The following is a 15,924-nucleotide window of genomic DNA, read 5'->3' as shown; positions in this document are numbered from 1 at the left end:
CAAATTCCTCACCTTATTGGAGCCAATGTACATGGATGCCGCAGAGAACATAGTGGAAGAACACGTTTTTAAACACATTCCAGGTATGGACTCCGCCCCGCATATTGAAACGGTTTATGCAGACAACCTAACTCCTAAAGCCTTTTACTCCCAATACGTGGCACAAAATCGACCTTGCTTAATAAAGGGGGCAATAAGGCATTGGCCAGCAATAAAAAAGTGGAAAAACGCTGAGTACTTACTAGAGAAATGTCACGACATTCCTACCCCTCACTATCCGCATATGAATTACGAAAGCCCAGAGCGAATGGGGGAAGGACGAGAAGTCAAACCCTTCCATGACGTGCTAGAAATGCTGCAATCACGTGACACAGACATTCTGAGTGCACCTTCAGTTGTGTTGAGCGAGAAGCCCTTTGATGTGCTGTCTGGCGATACCGACGGCTACCGATTTCTTCCCTCCCCAAAAAAACCTATTGCCTACCCACAATCACGAGCGTTTATGTATAAAGGTGCGGGTACGGGTTGGCACTTTCACGTCACAGATGAAACGCTGATGAGCCAAGTGATTGGCACGAAAAAAGTCGGCTTGTTGCCACCAGACAAACTCACCGATGATTTGGTGTTTGATGCGTTTAAGGCGGATGCCTATCTTAAAGATGGGACGTGTTTTGATGCTAAGCGAACGTCTCACTTGAAGCCATATATGGCAATAGTGGAACCGGGCGATGCGCTGTACATTCCGCCATTCTGGTGGCATGGCATTGAGCCGACTGATCATCATTTTGGTATTACGGTGGCTCAATGCTGGCGCTCACCATTGCATGTGATGGGCGATTTGTCTTACCCGACGGTGAGGAAGATTTGGAAAAAAGGCTACACCGAACCGGGAAAGGTTACCTTTCTCATTACGGGGTTTGGCATCGCCAGCTTGTTTGCTCAAGCGTGGCGGTTACTCAGTAGCCCTTTTCGTACATAAACTCGAGCATTGGTTTTGATCATTTAGGCGACTACCGCTTCTGCTCTTTTAGGCTGGTTGAGCGCCCTACTGGCGTAAATCAACAGGGCGCCGGCTGAAATAGCAACACAAACAAGCCATACGTTTGTTAACCCAATATACTGTGATGCAAAACCGCATAACAGTGACCCCACTACACCACCAAATCGTGTCGTGAGGGAAGAGACCGAATCAATGGTTGAACGGATATTATCATCGGCTGACTGATGCAAAAGTTGGTTGTAAGCGGATCCACCCAGCTGGCTGGACATTTCAAAACACATGAGCAATACAATGAACAAATAAAGGTGCCCACTTAAAGCCAAAAGGGAGGCGGCTATCATCCTGAATAACACACTCACAAAGAGCACTTTACCCAATTGCTGATTAAACTTATCCGCCAACCAGTTTGTTAACACCGCTGCTAGACTTCCCAAACTCAATATTGCCGCATAGGTTAAACCATATACCCATCCTAATGGGTTATCGCCCGACAAGGCTTCAAATCGAATGGGCCAGAACTTTTCAATTCCACTGACAATAGGAATGGTTAAAAAGAGCGCCAACAGAATTCGCCATAGCACGGGGTGTTTTATCGCCTTTACGCCACTCGCAATCTGGTTGGGTAATTGAGCAAAGACTTTCACCGAGAGCGTGTCGAAAGTCCGCCCCTCTTTAACCCAAAGCTGAGTGATCACGATAACGACAAGCACAATGAGCAGCGCCAATATCATCAAAAAATTGTAGAGCGTTAATTCGCTGTATCCGAACTTTTCGCCAACAAACATAACCACTGAACCCGATAATGCACCCAGCGCCCCAAACAAGCTCGAACGAAAGCCAACGCGAGCAAACCCTTTTTGAAGCGTCATCTCCCCTTCCGCTTTGTTAAATTGTTCAACAAACCATGCGTTTAAAGTGCCTGAATTGAGCGCAATGCTCGCGCCCCATAGGAACATGCCAATGACACCACCAACAAAGCTAGGAAACAGCAGCAAGCAGAGGTAAGAAAGCACACTAAACCACATCGAAAATGTGAATACTTTACGACGCCCGATTTGATCGGCTAAACCACCAGTAGGCAACTCAAGAAGCATGACGGTTATGCCCATTGTCGCCATGATCATACCAATTTCCGGTAAGCTCATACCAAATGCCACTAATAGTGGCGTGAGTATAGGGAGAAAAAGAAACAAAGAAAAAAGAAGAAGACCGATAATTAACCCCATGCCGTGGCTAAGTTGCAATTTGTTCATTCAGATTCCATTCTGGGAGGATAATGCGTCCATCTATTCTCTTTTAAAAAAGCATATGGACGGAGTTAATAAAAAGGAAAACGATTCTATAGTCCAACTATTTAAAATCCAACTGATTTCACCCAAGATCTGGTCGTTGATAGAAGTCTCATTGGGTTCTGACCAAGCTGACTCGAGACGCAGGTTCAGAAAAAACAAAAGCCCCCTGATCTCTCAGAGGGCTTCAAATTTCAACGATGCGCTTACAGAAAGTGAACCGTTGCGCTCAGGGTGAATGAGCCGATTGAATCCATGTTGTTTTCATCGAATTGGAACTGTTGGTAAGAACCACCTACAGACAACATGTCGATCACAAAGTATTCAACACCAACGCCATACATCAACTTTACTCCGTCGCCAACTTTGCTGCCGTTATTGTCTAGCTTAAAGCTGTGCAAGCCACCTTTCGCATAGACATGCAAAGGACCAAAATCAATGCTTGGTTTTAGAGCAGCATAGACAGAGTTGACTTCTGTGCCGCCATTAAATTTGCCATGGTTCCAAAAACCGGCTTCGACACCAATAATTGGAAGAATACCCGTACCAACATGAGCGCTCATCGCAGTGGCTGTGCTGCCATTAAGATCAGATTGACCAGCGTTGATGCCACCGTACAACCATGAATCTGCGTTTGCCGTCGTGGCTGCACCCATTAGTGCTAAAGCTAAAAGTGTTTTTTTCATTTCGTACAACTTTACTTAAGATCGTGCAAGCCTTCCCGCTACACACGTTTCTGATGACCACCATGATTCACATGAACCACAAAAACATCCCCCAACAGTCGATAACACGTCGCCTGAGTATAGAGAATCTACTCAATAAAAGCAGAGACGAACTTATTCTATGATTAACAAAGGGATTTAACCACACTAAGGGAGAAAACTTTTTAAATTTTTGCTACGTTTTGTGGCCCATTAATGGCTTCTAAAACGTTTCTATTAAAGGCTATATAAAAATGCCAACCTAGGGTCGGCATTTTTCCTACTTAACTCGCCTGTCTGTTACAACTTGAGCTTCTGTTACAACTTATAGCTTCTATTCCATCCTAGACTCTTTTGCAGCCTAAGATTCCTTTACAGCCCAAGCTTGTTTATAAGAAGTGGAAAGTCGCACTCACCGTAAACGATGTAATGTCATTAAGATTGTCACCACGATTGAACGATTGCCATGAACCGCCAAGAGACAAATTGTCGACAAGAAAATATTCTGCCCCAACTCCGTACATCAGCCCAGTGCCGTCACTTCCCTTATCGCGATCCCATGAATGCAGACCACCTTTGGCGTAAACATGAAGAGGACCAAAATCGATACTCGGTTTTGCCGCAACAAATAGAGAGCTGGTATCGTTTCCATGGCTCCAATATCCGCCCTCTATGCCTAAAAGCGGCAAGATGCCCGTGCCCACCTGGAAACCATATGCCGTTTTCTTGTCGGCGCCGCTGCCGAAGTCAGACTGACCGAAATTACCACCCGCATAAAAAAAAGAATCCGCACTGGCGGTTGCCGCAATGCCTGCTAAACCTAGAGCCAACAATGTTTTTTTCATTTCCATTCCCTCAAATACATGTCAGAGAATAACGATTTATCCCCAATGAATTGACGCAACACATTAAAACGACCGTTGTATTTGCGCCGGCTTAATCAGTATCTTGCAAATAATAGACCAAAATTTGAACTCGAGGTCAAAATTTAATCAAAAAGTCGACAAACCCTATGGACATTTAAGTTTTGACCAACATTCTTAAGTTTTGGTCAACATTCTGAAATGGCGTTTTTCACTCGTTTGTCTGAAACGGGGTATGGCGTGCCCAGCTGCTGAGCGAAGAAACTTACGCGCAGCTCTTCTATCATCCAACGCACTTCTTTCACGTTGTCGGGAATCGCAACCCCTTTCGGGATCTTGTTCAGCAACTCTTTGTAGTCGTTGGCCACTGACTCAATTTTCAGCATGTGCAACCGATCCTTATTCGGGTCAATCGGTAGCTTCTCCATTCTGCGTTCAATCGCTTTCATGTAACGCAAAATATCTGGGAGCTTTTTCCAACCGCACTCGGTCGCAAAGCCCTTGAAAATCAACCCTTCAATTTGCGCTTTAATATCCGAGAGCGCAAAGGCCATGGTAAAATCAATTTTGCCTTTCAGCTTCTTGTTAATATTGAACGCCGTCGTCAGGATCGTTTCCACTTGCTGTGCAATGTTCACCACCGTATCGCCTAACTCTGCTCTTACGTGTTCTTTAAGCGCTTCAAACTTATCCGATTCCCACACCAATCCACCCTGCTCTTCGATCAATTTATCAACGCCACACGCAATGCAGTCATCAATAAGATCCAATACCCTGCCGTATGGGTTGAAATACAAACCCAGTTTCGATTTGTTGGGTAAATTGCTGTGTAAGTATTTAATGGGCGATGGCACATTGAGTAGCACCAAACGGCGCTGACCAGCGCGCATTGCTGAAATTTGCTCCTGTTCCGTTTCGAACAGTTTGATTTCAACGCTGTCTTTCGAATCCACAATGGCGGGGAAGGCTTTTACATCGTAGCCCCCTCGCTTCTGCTGATACACCTTAGGCAGTTCACCAAAACTCCATGTATGCAGACCTTGCTGCTCAATATCGTCGTCGGCAACTTTGGACAGCGTTTCCTGAACTTTGTCTTTCAAGCTTTCTTTCAGCTCGTGGAGATCGCGGTTTTCTTTTAACTTGCGGTTCCGATGGTCCACAGCACGGAACGTTACTTTTAGGTGATCGGGCACCTGCGCTAAATTCCAGTCATCACGCAGTACTTCAACCCCTGTCATCCGTCGCAACTCTTTTTCTAATGAGTCGAGCAATGGCGCTTCCATCGCGGTAGCGCGCGCTAAGAATGCGTCAGCGTAATTGGGGGCGGGTACGAAGTTTTTACGTAATGTTTTCGGCAACGATTTTATGAGACTCACAATCAATTCGTGCCTTAACCCAGGGATCTGCCAATCAAAGCCTGCTGGCTCTATTTGGTTCAAAATCGGCAATGGAACATGAACCGTGACGCCATCGCTGTCGTCACCCGGCTCAAACTGGTAGCTCAACTTCAACTTAAGTCCATTTTGATGCCAGAAATTGGGGTAATCCAAATCGGTGATGTGGCTTGCGTCCCCTTTGAACAGCATCTCTTTTTCAAAGTTGAGCAGTTCTTTATTCTCAGACGATGCCTTTTTCCACCACGTATCGAAATGGCGACCCGACACCACTTCGATGCCGACGCGCTGATCGTAGAAATCAAACAGCTCATCGTCGTCCACCAATATGTCGCGGCGGCGCGATTTGTGCTCCAACTCTTCGACTTCTTGGAGCAGTTTTCTGTTTTGTTTGAAAAACGCGTGCTTCGTTTCCCACTCGCCTTCCACCAACGCACTTCGGATGAAGATCTCGCGGCTAATCACGCTGTCTATATTGCTGTAGTTCACCAAACGTTTCGGGACGATAGGCACGCCATATAGCATGACTTTTTCATGAGCCATCACCGCAGCGCGTTTCTTCGACCAATGTGGCTCGCTATAGCTGCGTTTGATCAGGTGTTTGGCTAGTGGTTCAATCCACTCGGGCTGAATCTTAGCGATAATACGTCCCCAAAGCTTAGACGTTTCCACCAGCTCCGCCGACATGATCCACTTAGGTTGCTTTTTGAACAAACCCGATGCAGGGAAAATGTGGAATCGGGCGTTACGTGCGCCTTGGTATTCGTTTTTTTCCTGATCTTTCACGCCAATGTGAGAAAGCAAACCCACCAAAATGGCGCTGTGCACCGCTTGGTAATTTGCCGGTTCATCATTCAATTTAAAATCCATTTCGCGCATGGCTTGATGGATCTGAAAGTACACATCTTGCCACTCGCGCACTCGCAAGTAGTTCAGAAAATCTTGCTTGCATTGTTTGCGAAATTGATTGCCCGTTAACGCTTTCTGCTGCTTTTGGATGTAATCCCAAAGGTTCACCAACGTCAGAAAATCCGACTCTTCATGGAAGAAACGGCGATGTTTGTCATCAGACGATTGCTGCTTATCGGACGGACGCTCACGCGGGTCTTGAATCGATAAGGCAGAAGCAATGACCATTATTTCTTTCAAACAGCTGTATTTAGGGGCTTCTAGTACCATTCGAGCCAAACGCGGATCGATCGGTAACCGAGCCAGTTGACGGCCAGTCGCCGTTAAGCGTTTCTTTGGATCACTCGCTTTGTCGTTAATGGCACCCAGTTCTTCAAGTAATCGGACACCGTCTTGAATGTTGCGTTTGTCTGGCGCTTCCACAAACGGGAACGCTTGAATATCGCCCAGCCCTAACGCCGTCATTTGCAGGATAACTGACGCGAGATTCGTTCTTAGAATTTCTGGATCGGTGAATTCAGGACGTGAATCAAAATCCTCTTCCGAATACAGGCGGATACAAATGCCTTCTTCTACACGACCACATCGCCCTTTGCGCTGGTTTGCACTTGCCTGCGAAACGGGTTCGATCGGAAGCCTTTGTACCTTGGTTCGATAGCTGTAGCGGCTGATGCGTGCGGTGCCCGGGTCAATAACGTATTTGATGCCCGGAACAGTGAGAGAGGTTTCTGCAACGTTAGTCGCCAGAACAATCCTGCGCCCTGCATGTGGTTGGAATATTTTGTTTTGCTCGCCGGCCGACAATCGCGCATACAAAGGAACGATTTCTGTATCACGCAAATTGCGCTTGCCTAATGCGTCGGCGGTATCGCGAATCTCACGCTCACCGTTCATGAAGATCAGGATGTCACCCAAGCCTTCATCACACAGTTCGTCGACGGCTTCGAATATGCCTTCAAGTTGATCGCGATCGTTGTCATCATCACCCGACAATGGGCGGTAACGAGTTTCCACTGGGTAAGTACGCCCAGACACTTCAACGATAGGTGCACCACTAAAGTGGTTAGAAAAACGTTCAGGATCGATGGTCGCCGACGTAATAATCACTTTCAGATCAGGGCGACGCGGAAGCAATTCTTTAAGGTAACCCAAGATAAAATCAATATTCAGGCTACGCTCGTGCGCTTCATCGATAATGATGGTGTCATATTGATTCAAGAATCGGTCGTGCTGAATCTCTGCCAGCAAGATACCGTCTGTCATCAGCTTAACTTGCGTATTCTCGGAAATTTGATCGTTAAATCGAACCTTATACCCGACAAATTCTCCCAGCTTGGTTTCCATTTCTTCCGCGATTCGGTTTGCCACCGAGCGCGCGGCTAATCGCCTAGGCTGGGTATGACCAATCAAACCGTACTTGCCACGGCCAAGCTCTGCACAAATTTTGGGGAGCTGAGTGGTTTTGCCCGACCCCGTTTCACCCGCCACAATCACCACTTGGTTTTCTGCAATCGCTTTCGCGATCACGTCTTTCTTTTGGCTGACAGGCAGAATGTCTGGGTAGTCGATGGTCGGTTGTTGTGAACATCTTTGTTGCACGGTCATCATGGACTTCGCAATATCCAATGCGATGTCATCTAACGCAGCGTTTCGTGATTCTTCTTTTGTGATTTTGCTGGCACCCTGAATTCGTCGGCTAAAACGAAAACGGTCTTTAATCATGCATTCTTTTAATGCAGCTCTTAACTTAGATGGGCTGTTAGGTGCATGATTTGCAGCAGCATTTTGCTGTGACGAGGTCAAAGCGATACCTTCTTTATTGATTGTCTTTCAAAACTGGCGCGATTGTATCACATGAGTAAGACAATGCTCCAAGTCCGAAAGCGCTAGATGTCAATATGCGAAAGCACTGTGTAACAAACTAAGAAATATGCGATTGACCAATCACTAACTTAGACACTCTTTACTGCGCGTGAATCACCGATGTTTTACCCCACTACCTTGGCATAGGTAACAAATCGGCTTCAATGCCATTGCATTTCAATCAGTGGGGCAATGTCCCTCGTACTTTGAGTACCGCTTCGTCGTCCTCTGATTCATTGTTAACCCTTTGTTCAATTTCCAATATTTTTCCGCTGTATCACGCAGTCTAAACACAAGGATGGTCCCTAAACCTGAAGTCGGGTCAAGCGCAATTTGAACAATGGCGCATCTCGCTCCAAACTCCTTCAAAACATGGAACGACTTCATCACGAATGCGGGATGATCTGAGCCTGAGCGATCGCCTAAAGTGGGCTTTCTTTAGTTGAGAAAAACGAGATACATTTAAACCGTTAATATATTTAAACCGTTAATACATTCACACCACGTTCGATCAATTCAGCGATAACCTCGCTGTCGGCTTCCGTTCCTGTAATAACCGTGTGAATTTTGTCAACGCTACAAAACAACATACCTGCTCGCTGACCCAGTTTGCTGCTGTCCGCCAACACAACCAGCTTACCGATATGGTCGAGCATTTTTTGTTCAGCCATTGCGGTCAACATATTCATTTTATACAACCCATCCACATTTAACCCTTTACCACTGGTAAACATCCAGTGACCTGCGTATAGGGATGAGATTTCATCTTGCGGAGCCAATGTGATGGATTGAGTACTGTTGTATTGACCGCCTAAGATCACAACATCTCGGTGCTCTTTTCCTATGAGATAGCTCGCCAAGGGGAAATAATTGGTGATGACCTGTACGTCTTTTCCGCAGACTTCCTGCCCTAGAAGGAAAGCCGTTGAACCGCAATTGATCACCGCACTTTCACCTCTTTGAATAAGATTGGCGGCGGCTTTCGCAATTCGGACTTTTTCATCGAGATGAGAAGCATTATGAATGTTCATCGGTGACCAAAGTGCTTTCTCTTTCTCCTTCGATAATGCTTCTGCGCCATTGCGAACTTTGCGCAGTTTGCCTGAATCGTTAAGTTTATTGATGTCGCGACGCGCCGTGGCAGGAGAAACCTCAAACGCGTCGATAATGTCTGCTACGGTGAGATACTGTTGATCTTGTAGCAAATTCAAAATTGCTGAATGCCTTTGTGCTTCCGTCATCATGTCCAACTTATGACTACTATTGATTAAATATGATTGTATAACTGACTATCCTTGATTAAAAGTGCTCATTCCATCCCTGTGACCAGAACCAAAGCAATATGGCTTAATTTAGCCTTAGCTTAATTTGTACTCATTCAAACTTAATGTATTCATTCAAACTTAATGTATTCATTCAAACTTAATGTATTCATTCCACCTCAACGTATCCATTCAATCTCCGACTTACTTGCTCCATAACGTTCCGTACCCTCCGGCAATACTGGCGTCCGATAACCGTTTCTGAGCTAAGCCAATACCCTGAATCCAACTTTCATCTTTTGCCCACATCTCTATCACCAAAGGACCGGAATACTGAATCTTTGCCAGTGTTCGAAACACCGAGACAAAATCCACGTCTCCCTCACCGATAACCAGATCTCGGAACTGCCCTTTGCTGGTTTCGCTCACTTTCTTGGTATCCTTTAGGTGTACTTGAACCAAATGTGGTGCACTCAGTTCCAGCTCGGTTGGCGTATCGTAATTCCAGCCATTGATATTCCCGACATCGGGGTACGCCATGAAATAAGGCGACGGTATTGCTCGCTTCAGTACTTCAAACTTGCTCAGTGAGTTTAAGTACGTCGTGTCCATGATTTCCACAGCCAACATAACCCCCGCATTTTCAGCCCATTTAACCGACTGTGTTAACCCATCAATAAACCTTCGGTGTGAGGCGTCGGTGTGAGGCTCGTAATACACATCATAGCCCGCCAGTTGAATGCACCTTGCCCCTAATTTGTACGCCAGTGAGATGGCTTTTTGCATGATAACGAAAGCTTCTTGCCGCGTTTCTTCACATTCCGACCCAAACGGAAACTTCCGGTGGGCACTTAAACATATCGACTGAATGGGCATGCCCAAACATTCGCATTGTCTTCGGAGATCGTAAATCGCTTCATTATCCCAATTGAGACGCGAACGTCGTTCTTCCGACTCGTCTATCGACATTTCCACAAAGTGAAAGCCCAGTGCCTTTGCTGTTTGTAATTTGTGTCGCCAATCCATATTGTCTGGCATCGCTTTTTCGTAAATACCTATGCGTGGTGCTGTTACATTCTTTAGCATTGTTGCTCTCCCACCGTGGGCATCTTCATAATGAAATCAGCTGGCATCGCTATAAAAAGGATTTGAACGGCAGCTCTGGTTCATCAACAAAGACATCCTCAAAACCGCGTGGCAATTGGTAATGCATTTTGTCGGTGTCCGTTGGGTAGGTGTACTTCCCTCCTACTTGCCAAAAGAAGGGTTTGAATTGGTAGTTCAGGCGATTTTTCTTCATTTCCCACAACACCTCGATTTCCCGAGGGTCACTTTGAAAATTCGTCCATATATCGTGGTGGAAAGGCATTACGACCTTGGTATTTAAACCCTCAGCGGCTCGTAATATATCTGAAGCCGTCATTTTGTCCGTTACCCCTCTTGGGTTCTCGCCATACGAGAGCATGGCAACATCAATATCGTGGTCGTTGCCGTGTTTCGCGTAGTAGTTGGAGTAATGAGAGTCGCCCGAATGATAAAGGCTTCCTCCTGGGGTTTGAATTAGGTAATTGACCGCTCTTTCGTCCATGCGGTCTAAAATGGCTTTATCTTTAGATGACTCTCCGGCGGGCAATGTAATTAGGGCAGTTCTATCGAACGAATCCAACACCTTAATAACCGCATCGCCGATTTGAATCTCATCACCTACCCTTGCCACCAAACACCGTTCTTCAGGCACGCCCCATCCTCGCCAAATATCAACACACGCTTGAGGACCGATGAATTTCACGTGGTCACCGCAATTTTGTAATACGGCCGCAGCAACATTAACATCAATGTGATCGGCGTGATCGTGCGTTGCCAACACCGCATCCATCTCTTTAATGCCAAACGGGTCCATGACAAAGACCGAATTGCGGAGATTTCGTTGTAAATTTCGTACGCCCGTCATTCGCATCATTTGATGCTGTTTCTTCATGTCAGGATTAGAGAGCGTTTTCTTTCCTGTTCCACACCAGAAATCGATGGAAAGGTTTGTATTCCCTTCTGTTTTTAACCAGATACCAGTACACCCCAGCCACCACATGGAAAAAGTCCCTGGCTGGACGTTTTCCTGTTCAATTTCTTCATTCAGCCAAGTACCCCATTCTGGAAAAGTATTCAGAATCCAAGACTCCCGAGTGATCTCATTAACATTACTCATCTTCTCGTCCTTACATCGCATGTGTTTGAGGCAGTCGCTGCCCTTTAGTGACATTCCATACTTTCACCTTAGTGAGATAAGTCACCCAGATTGGGGGCTCTTCTAATCTCGATTCGGTGATTTCTTTTGACTCCCCATGACCATAACAATCACCAATATGATTATCAATGATAATATTGATTATTTTATGACAAAACATTCAAATTTAATCTTGAGCTTTTCAAAGAAAAAAATGCGCTATTCATCTTGTAAAAAGTGCATTTTTGGTGATTGAAGTCTCAATTAATCCATATTTAAGACAAAAATGCGTGTTGTTACATCACTAATGATAGACGTCACAATGATCAGATCACATTCGAGATCACAATCACACTTAGTCAAATTGTGTCTTTTAATGATTACTTATGATTGTTAGGTTGAAAACGCGAACGGAAAGCAAGCTGAAATGATGAGAACAACAAACAGCGCTTTGCTAAACAAACCGTTAAAAAGGAGCAATAAGGTCAATGCCTTATTCTTTGGAGCACCGCTATGGACACCCTATACAACATCTTTGAAATATTTTATAGCCAAGTAATGACCAAACCCCCGTTACTGCTTGGGTTGGTAACCTGTATTGGTTACATCTTGCTAAAACGTGACGCAACAACCGTGATTAAAGGCACGATCAAAACCATTGTGGGTTTTATGTTGGTCCAAGTCGGCGCGGAGACGCTGGTGAATGGGTTTAAGCCCGTCATCAATAAGCTGTCTGAATTTCACGGCTTAACCGGATCAGTGATTGATCCTTATACCACCATGATGGCAACCATTGAGACCATGGGTGAAAACTACTCTTGGGTTGGGTACTCGGTCTTACTCGCACTCGGGCTGAATATCTTGCTCGTGGTACTCAGGCGCTTTACTGGCATTCGAACCATTATGTTGACTGGGCACATCATGTTCCAGCAAACAGGATTGGTCGCCGTATTTTACTTTGTGCTTGGTGCATCCATGTGGGAAACCATCATTTACTCCGCCATTCTGATGGCGCTGTATTGGGGAATTTCCTCCAACATCATGTATAAGCCAACCGAAGCAGTGACAGGTGGGGCGGGATTCTCTATCGGACACCAACAACAGTTTGCTTCTTGGATCGCCATAAAAGTCGCACCCAAATTGGGGAACAAAGACGACAGCGTGGATAAAATTGATCTCCCAAAGTGGCTGCATATTTTCCACGATAGTATTGCGGCCACCGCCATCGTCATGACCGTGTTCTTTGGCATTATTCTGACCTCCTTTGGGTTGGATAAACTGCAACAGATGGCGGGAGAGACACACTGGACGCTGTACATATTGGAAACGGGTCTAAAATTTGCCGTCGCGATTCAAGTGATTGTGGTCGGCGTGCGTATGTTTGTTGCGGAGTTGTCTGAAGCTTTTAAAGGGGTATCAGAACACGTGATCCCGAATGCGGTGCTTGCCATAGATTGCGCCGCGATCTATGCCTATTCCCCAAATGCAATGGTATTTGGGTTTATGTGGGGTGCCATTGGGCAGTTCACTGCCGTACTTGTTCTGCTCGCGGTGGATGCGCCAATAATGATCATTCCGGGCTTTATTCCGATGTTTTTCTCCAATGCCACGATTGGCGTATTTGCCAACCACTTTGGCGGTTGGAAAGCAGTGATGAAGATCTGCTTCATAATGGGCATTGTCGAAGTTATCGGTTCCGCATGGGCCATATATTTATTGGCAGAGCAAGGCACTCCGTTCAGTGGATGGATGGGAATGGCTGACTGGGCGCTGATCTTCCCGCCCATCATGCAAGGTCTTTCAGCTTCGTCGTTATTCTTCTTTGTTATTCTTGCACTCTCAGGGGTGTACATGTATTTCGCTTCACGCACATTACGAGCGGAAGAAGACCGTACTGTCCCCAATTCTGACATGGCTGCTGCAAACGAGGAAATAAAGGAATCTTCCCTTCTCGACCCATCCAGCGCTGATTCAACACAAGCTGTTTCAACGCAAGCTATTTCAACACAAGCTGTTTCAGCACAAGCTGCTTCAACAGAGGCTATTCCAGCAAAAGCCATTCGTATCCTCGCGGTGTGTGGTAATGGTCAAGGCTCATCGATGATGATGAAGATGAAAATTGGGAAGTATTTGGAAAAGCAAGGCATTCCGCATGTCTTGGATTCTTGTGCTATCACGGACTACAAATCGAAATTGTCCGCCACTGACATCATCGTCTCTTCAAAACACTTGGCCGGTGAAATGCAGCCTGGAGAAGGCAAGTTTGTCCTCGGTGTGCAAAACATGCTGAACCCCAATTCATTCGGAGAAGAATTACTCGGGATCATACGCAATATATTGGCTGGCGAGTCATTTTCACCCCATTAGCATTTTTCAAAAAATTAGCGTTTTTCAAAAACAAACATATACCGTTGTCCGTTTTCAAGCGAAAACGAGCAACCACAAGAGGAATTTATGAAGTTTAAACAATCATTAATCGAAAACAATTCTGTACTGCTGCAAGCGCATGCCTCCGACTGGAGAGCCGCCATAAAGCTAGGCACAGATATGCTGTTAAATTCAGGGGCCATTTTGCCTTCTTATCACACAGCCATCATCCGTAGCATTGAAAAGCTGGGGCCTTACATGGTCATAGCCCCTCAACTGGCCTTGCCGCATGCTCGCCCTGAAGATGGCGTAAACAAAACCGCTTTTGCACTCGTTACCTTAAAAGAACCCATCTATTTTGAAGGCGAAGACGAACCTGTAGACGTGTTCATTACTCTCGCGGGAAGTAACGCCGACGAGCATCTGGAAGGCTTAATGGAAGTAACGCAAGTACTGGAAGACGAGGACAGCGAGACAGGCGTGGACCTAGAAAAAATCCGCCGATGTCAGAATGTTGCCGATGTCATGTCCATGATTGATAAAGCACTAACCGAAGCCGCTTAAAGACGACATAATCTACGCAGCCATGGCGACTCTGTGGCGGCAGGAGAAAATCATGTATCAGGAACTCAGGCAGCGCGTCCATGAGGCGAACCTGCTTTTGCCCAAATTTCACCTCGTCACCTTTACTTGGGGCAACGTTTCAGAAATCGATCGAGAGGCGGGCGTCTTTGCCATTAAGCCATCGGGTGTGGAATACGACAGCATGACCGTAGATGACATTGTGGTGTTGGATTTAGACGGCAACGTGATAGAGGGACACCTCAACCCATCCAGTGATACTCCTACGCATTTGGAAATATACAAAGCCTTCGATCAGGTTAATGGTGTCGTTCATACCCATTCCCACAACAGCACGATTTGGGCTCAAGCTGGGCTAGACATTCCCGCGTTAGGCACCACGCACGCGGACTATTTCTATGGCAACATTCCGTGCACCCGAACGCTCAGTGATAAAGAGATTCAGCAAGAGTATGAAAGAAATACGGGATTAGTGATCATTGAGGAATTCTCAAAACGCGGCTTAGATCCAATGGCAGTCCCCAGTGTGTTGGTCGCCGGACACGCCCCTTTCTGTTGGGGCAAATCTGCCGACGAGGCGGTTCACAATGCCGTCGTTTTAGAGGAAGTAGCCTCTATGGCGATAGCCACTCGCTCCTTGAATAAAAATGCGACATTCCAGCAAGCACTTTCCGATAAACACTACTTCCGTAAGCATGGTGAAGATGCCTATTACGGTCAGAAAAACAACGTTCGAGGCAGGTAATAATGACGAGACCCATGATTCAAATCGCGCTGGATTCCCCCCATTTAGAAACAGCGGTAGAAACCGCAAGCCATGTTGCTGCCTACGTCGACATCATTGAAGTTGGCACCATTCTCGCCTTTTCAGAAGGAATGCCGGCGGTTCGGCTTTTAAGACATCGCCATCCCAACCACTTGTTGGTGTGTGACATGAAAATTACCGATGGCGGCGCTATATTAGCGAAAATGGCATTTGAAGCGGGGGCAGATTGGGTGACCGTTTCAGCAGCCGCACACATGGCAACGATTGAAGCCTGCCATAAGATCGCCCAAGAGTATGGTAAGGAAATACAAATCGAACTTTACGGAAATTGGACGTTGTATGATGTACAAGACTGGATCGACCTTGGCATCAAACAAGCGATCTATCACCGGCCGCGTGACGCAGAGCTAGCCGGAGTGGGCTGGAGAAACAGAGACATCGATAGAATGCGTTCGCTTTCTGAAATGGGATTAGAACTCTCGATTACGGGGGGCATTGTGCCGGATGACATTCAGATTTTTAGGGGCATCAACACCAAATGCTTTATTGCGGGGCGCGCATTAGCCAATGAAAATGGCAAAAATACTGCCGATGCCATCCGAGTACAGATCAGCAAACACTGGGGTTCATCGCAAAAGACCAATAGACTGAGCTAAAGACGCATAAAGCGGAACGAACTATCGCCCCGCTTTGTGCTTTTCACT

The 15,924-nt window shown here is 46.2% G+C and carries 12 protein-coding genes; 5 read left to right on the top strand and 7 right to left on the bottom strand.

Annotated elements, in window-relative coordinates:
• Nucleotides 1-25: 25 nt before the first annotated feature.
• On the top strand, nt 26-979 hold the full coding sequence (locus HC752_RS17975; protein WP_238930552.1) for a cupin-like domain-containing protein: 954 nt from the start codon (nt 26-28) through the stop codon (nt 977-979).
• A 23-nt stretch (nt 980-1,002) separates the two neighbouring features.
• Here the strand turns inward: HC752_RS17975 and HC752_RS17970 are convergent, their stop codons facing one another.
• The 7 genes from HC752_RS17970 to ulaG form a co-directional block, all read right to left on the bottom strand.
• Nucleotides 1,003-2,253 (bottom strand): MFS transporter, encoded by a 1,251-nt coding sequence (locus HC752_RS17970; protein ID WP_190336549.1) that lies wholly within the window; start codon nt 2,251-2,253, stop codon nt 1,003-1,005.
• Nucleotides 2,254-2,495: 242 nt separating this feature from the next.
• On the bottom strand, nt 2,496-2,975 hold the full coding sequence (locus HC752_RS17965; RefSeq protein WP_190336548.1) for an outer membrane beta-barrel protein: 480 nt from the start codon (nt 2,973-2,975) through the stop codon (nt 2,496-2,498).
• 407 nt (nt 2,976-3,382) lie between these two features.
• Nucleotides 3,383-3,838, bottom strand: a complete 456-nt coding sequence (locus HC752_RS17960; protein ID WP_190336547.1) for an outer membrane beta-barrel protein — start codon at nt 3,836-3,838, stop codon at nt 3,383-3,385.
• Between the two features lie 206 nt (nt 3,839-4,044).
• A complete protein-coding gene (gene hrpA, locus HC752_RS17955) occupies nt 4,045-7,962 on the bottom strand; it encodes an ATP-dependent RNA helicase HrpA (RefSeq protein WP_190336546.1) in 3,918 nt (1,305 codons plus the stop codon).
• 539 nt (nt 7,963-8,501) lie between these two features.
• Entirely contained in the window at nt 8,502-9,263 is a 762-nt protein-coding gene (ulaR, locus tag HC752_RS17950) for an HTH-type transcriptional regulator UlaR (protein ID WP_190336606.1), read from the bottom strand.
• 225 nt (nt 9,264-9,488) lie between these two features.
• Nucleotides 9,489-10,370 carry an L-ribulose-5-phosphate 3-epimerase gene (locus HC752_RS17945; RefSeq protein WP_190336545.1) on the bottom strand — a complete coding sequence of 294 codons (882 nt, stop codon included), beginning with the start codon at nt 10,368-10,370 and terminating at the stop codon, nt 9,489-9,491.
• A 49-nt stretch (nt 10,371-10,419) separates the two neighbouring features.
• Nucleotides 10,420-11,487, bottom strand: a complete 1,068-nt coding sequence (ulaG, locus tag HC752_RS17940) for an L-ascorbate 6-phosphate lactonase (RefSeq protein WP_190336544.1) — start codon at nt 11,485-11,487, stop codon at nt 10,420-10,422.
• Nucleotides 11,488-12,018: 531 nt separating this feature from the next.
• Here ulaG and HC752_RS17935 point away from each other — a divergent pair.
• The 4 genes from HC752_RS17935 (at nt 12,019) to HC752_RS17920 (ending at nt 15,876) form a co-directional block, all read left to right on the top strand.
• Nucleotides 12,019-13,872 (top strand): PTS ascorbate-specific subunit IIBC, encoded by a 1,854-nt coding sequence (locus HC752_RS17935; protein WP_190336543.1) that lies wholly within the window; start codon nt 12,019-12,021, stop codon nt 13,870-13,872.
• An 87-nt stretch (nt 13,873-13,959) separates the two neighbouring features.
• A complete protein-coding gene (locus HC752_RS17930; protein WP_190336542.1) occupies nt 13,960-14,436 on the top strand; it encodes a PTS sugar transporter subunit IIA in 477 nt (158 codons plus the stop codon).
• A gap of 52 nt (nt 14,437-14,488) precedes the next feature.
• On the top strand, nt 14,489-15,199 hold the full coding sequence (locus HC752_RS17925; RefSeq protein ID WP_190336541.1) for an L-ribulose-5-phosphate 4-epimerase: 711 nt from the start codon (nt 14,489-14,491) through the stop codon (nt 15,197-15,199).
• A 2-nt stretch (nt 15,200-15,201) separates the two neighbouring features.
• Nucleotides 15,202-15,876, top strand: coding sequence for a 3-keto-L-gulonate-6-phosphate decarboxylase UlaD (locus HC752_RS17920; RefSeq protein ID WP_190336540.1), 675 nt, complete (start codon nt 15,202-15,204; stop codon nt 15,874-15,876).
• The last annotated feature ends 48 nt before the right edge of the window (nt 15,877-15,924 follow it).

This window comes from Vibrio sp. S9_S30, assembly GCF_014694455.1.
Taxonomy (GTDB): domain Bacteria; phylum Pseudomonadota; class Gammaproteobacteria; order Enterobacterales; family Vibrionaceae; genus Vibrio.
Note: the sequence above shows the minus strand (reverse complement) of the source record. Positions and strands in the feature narration are given on the sequence as shown.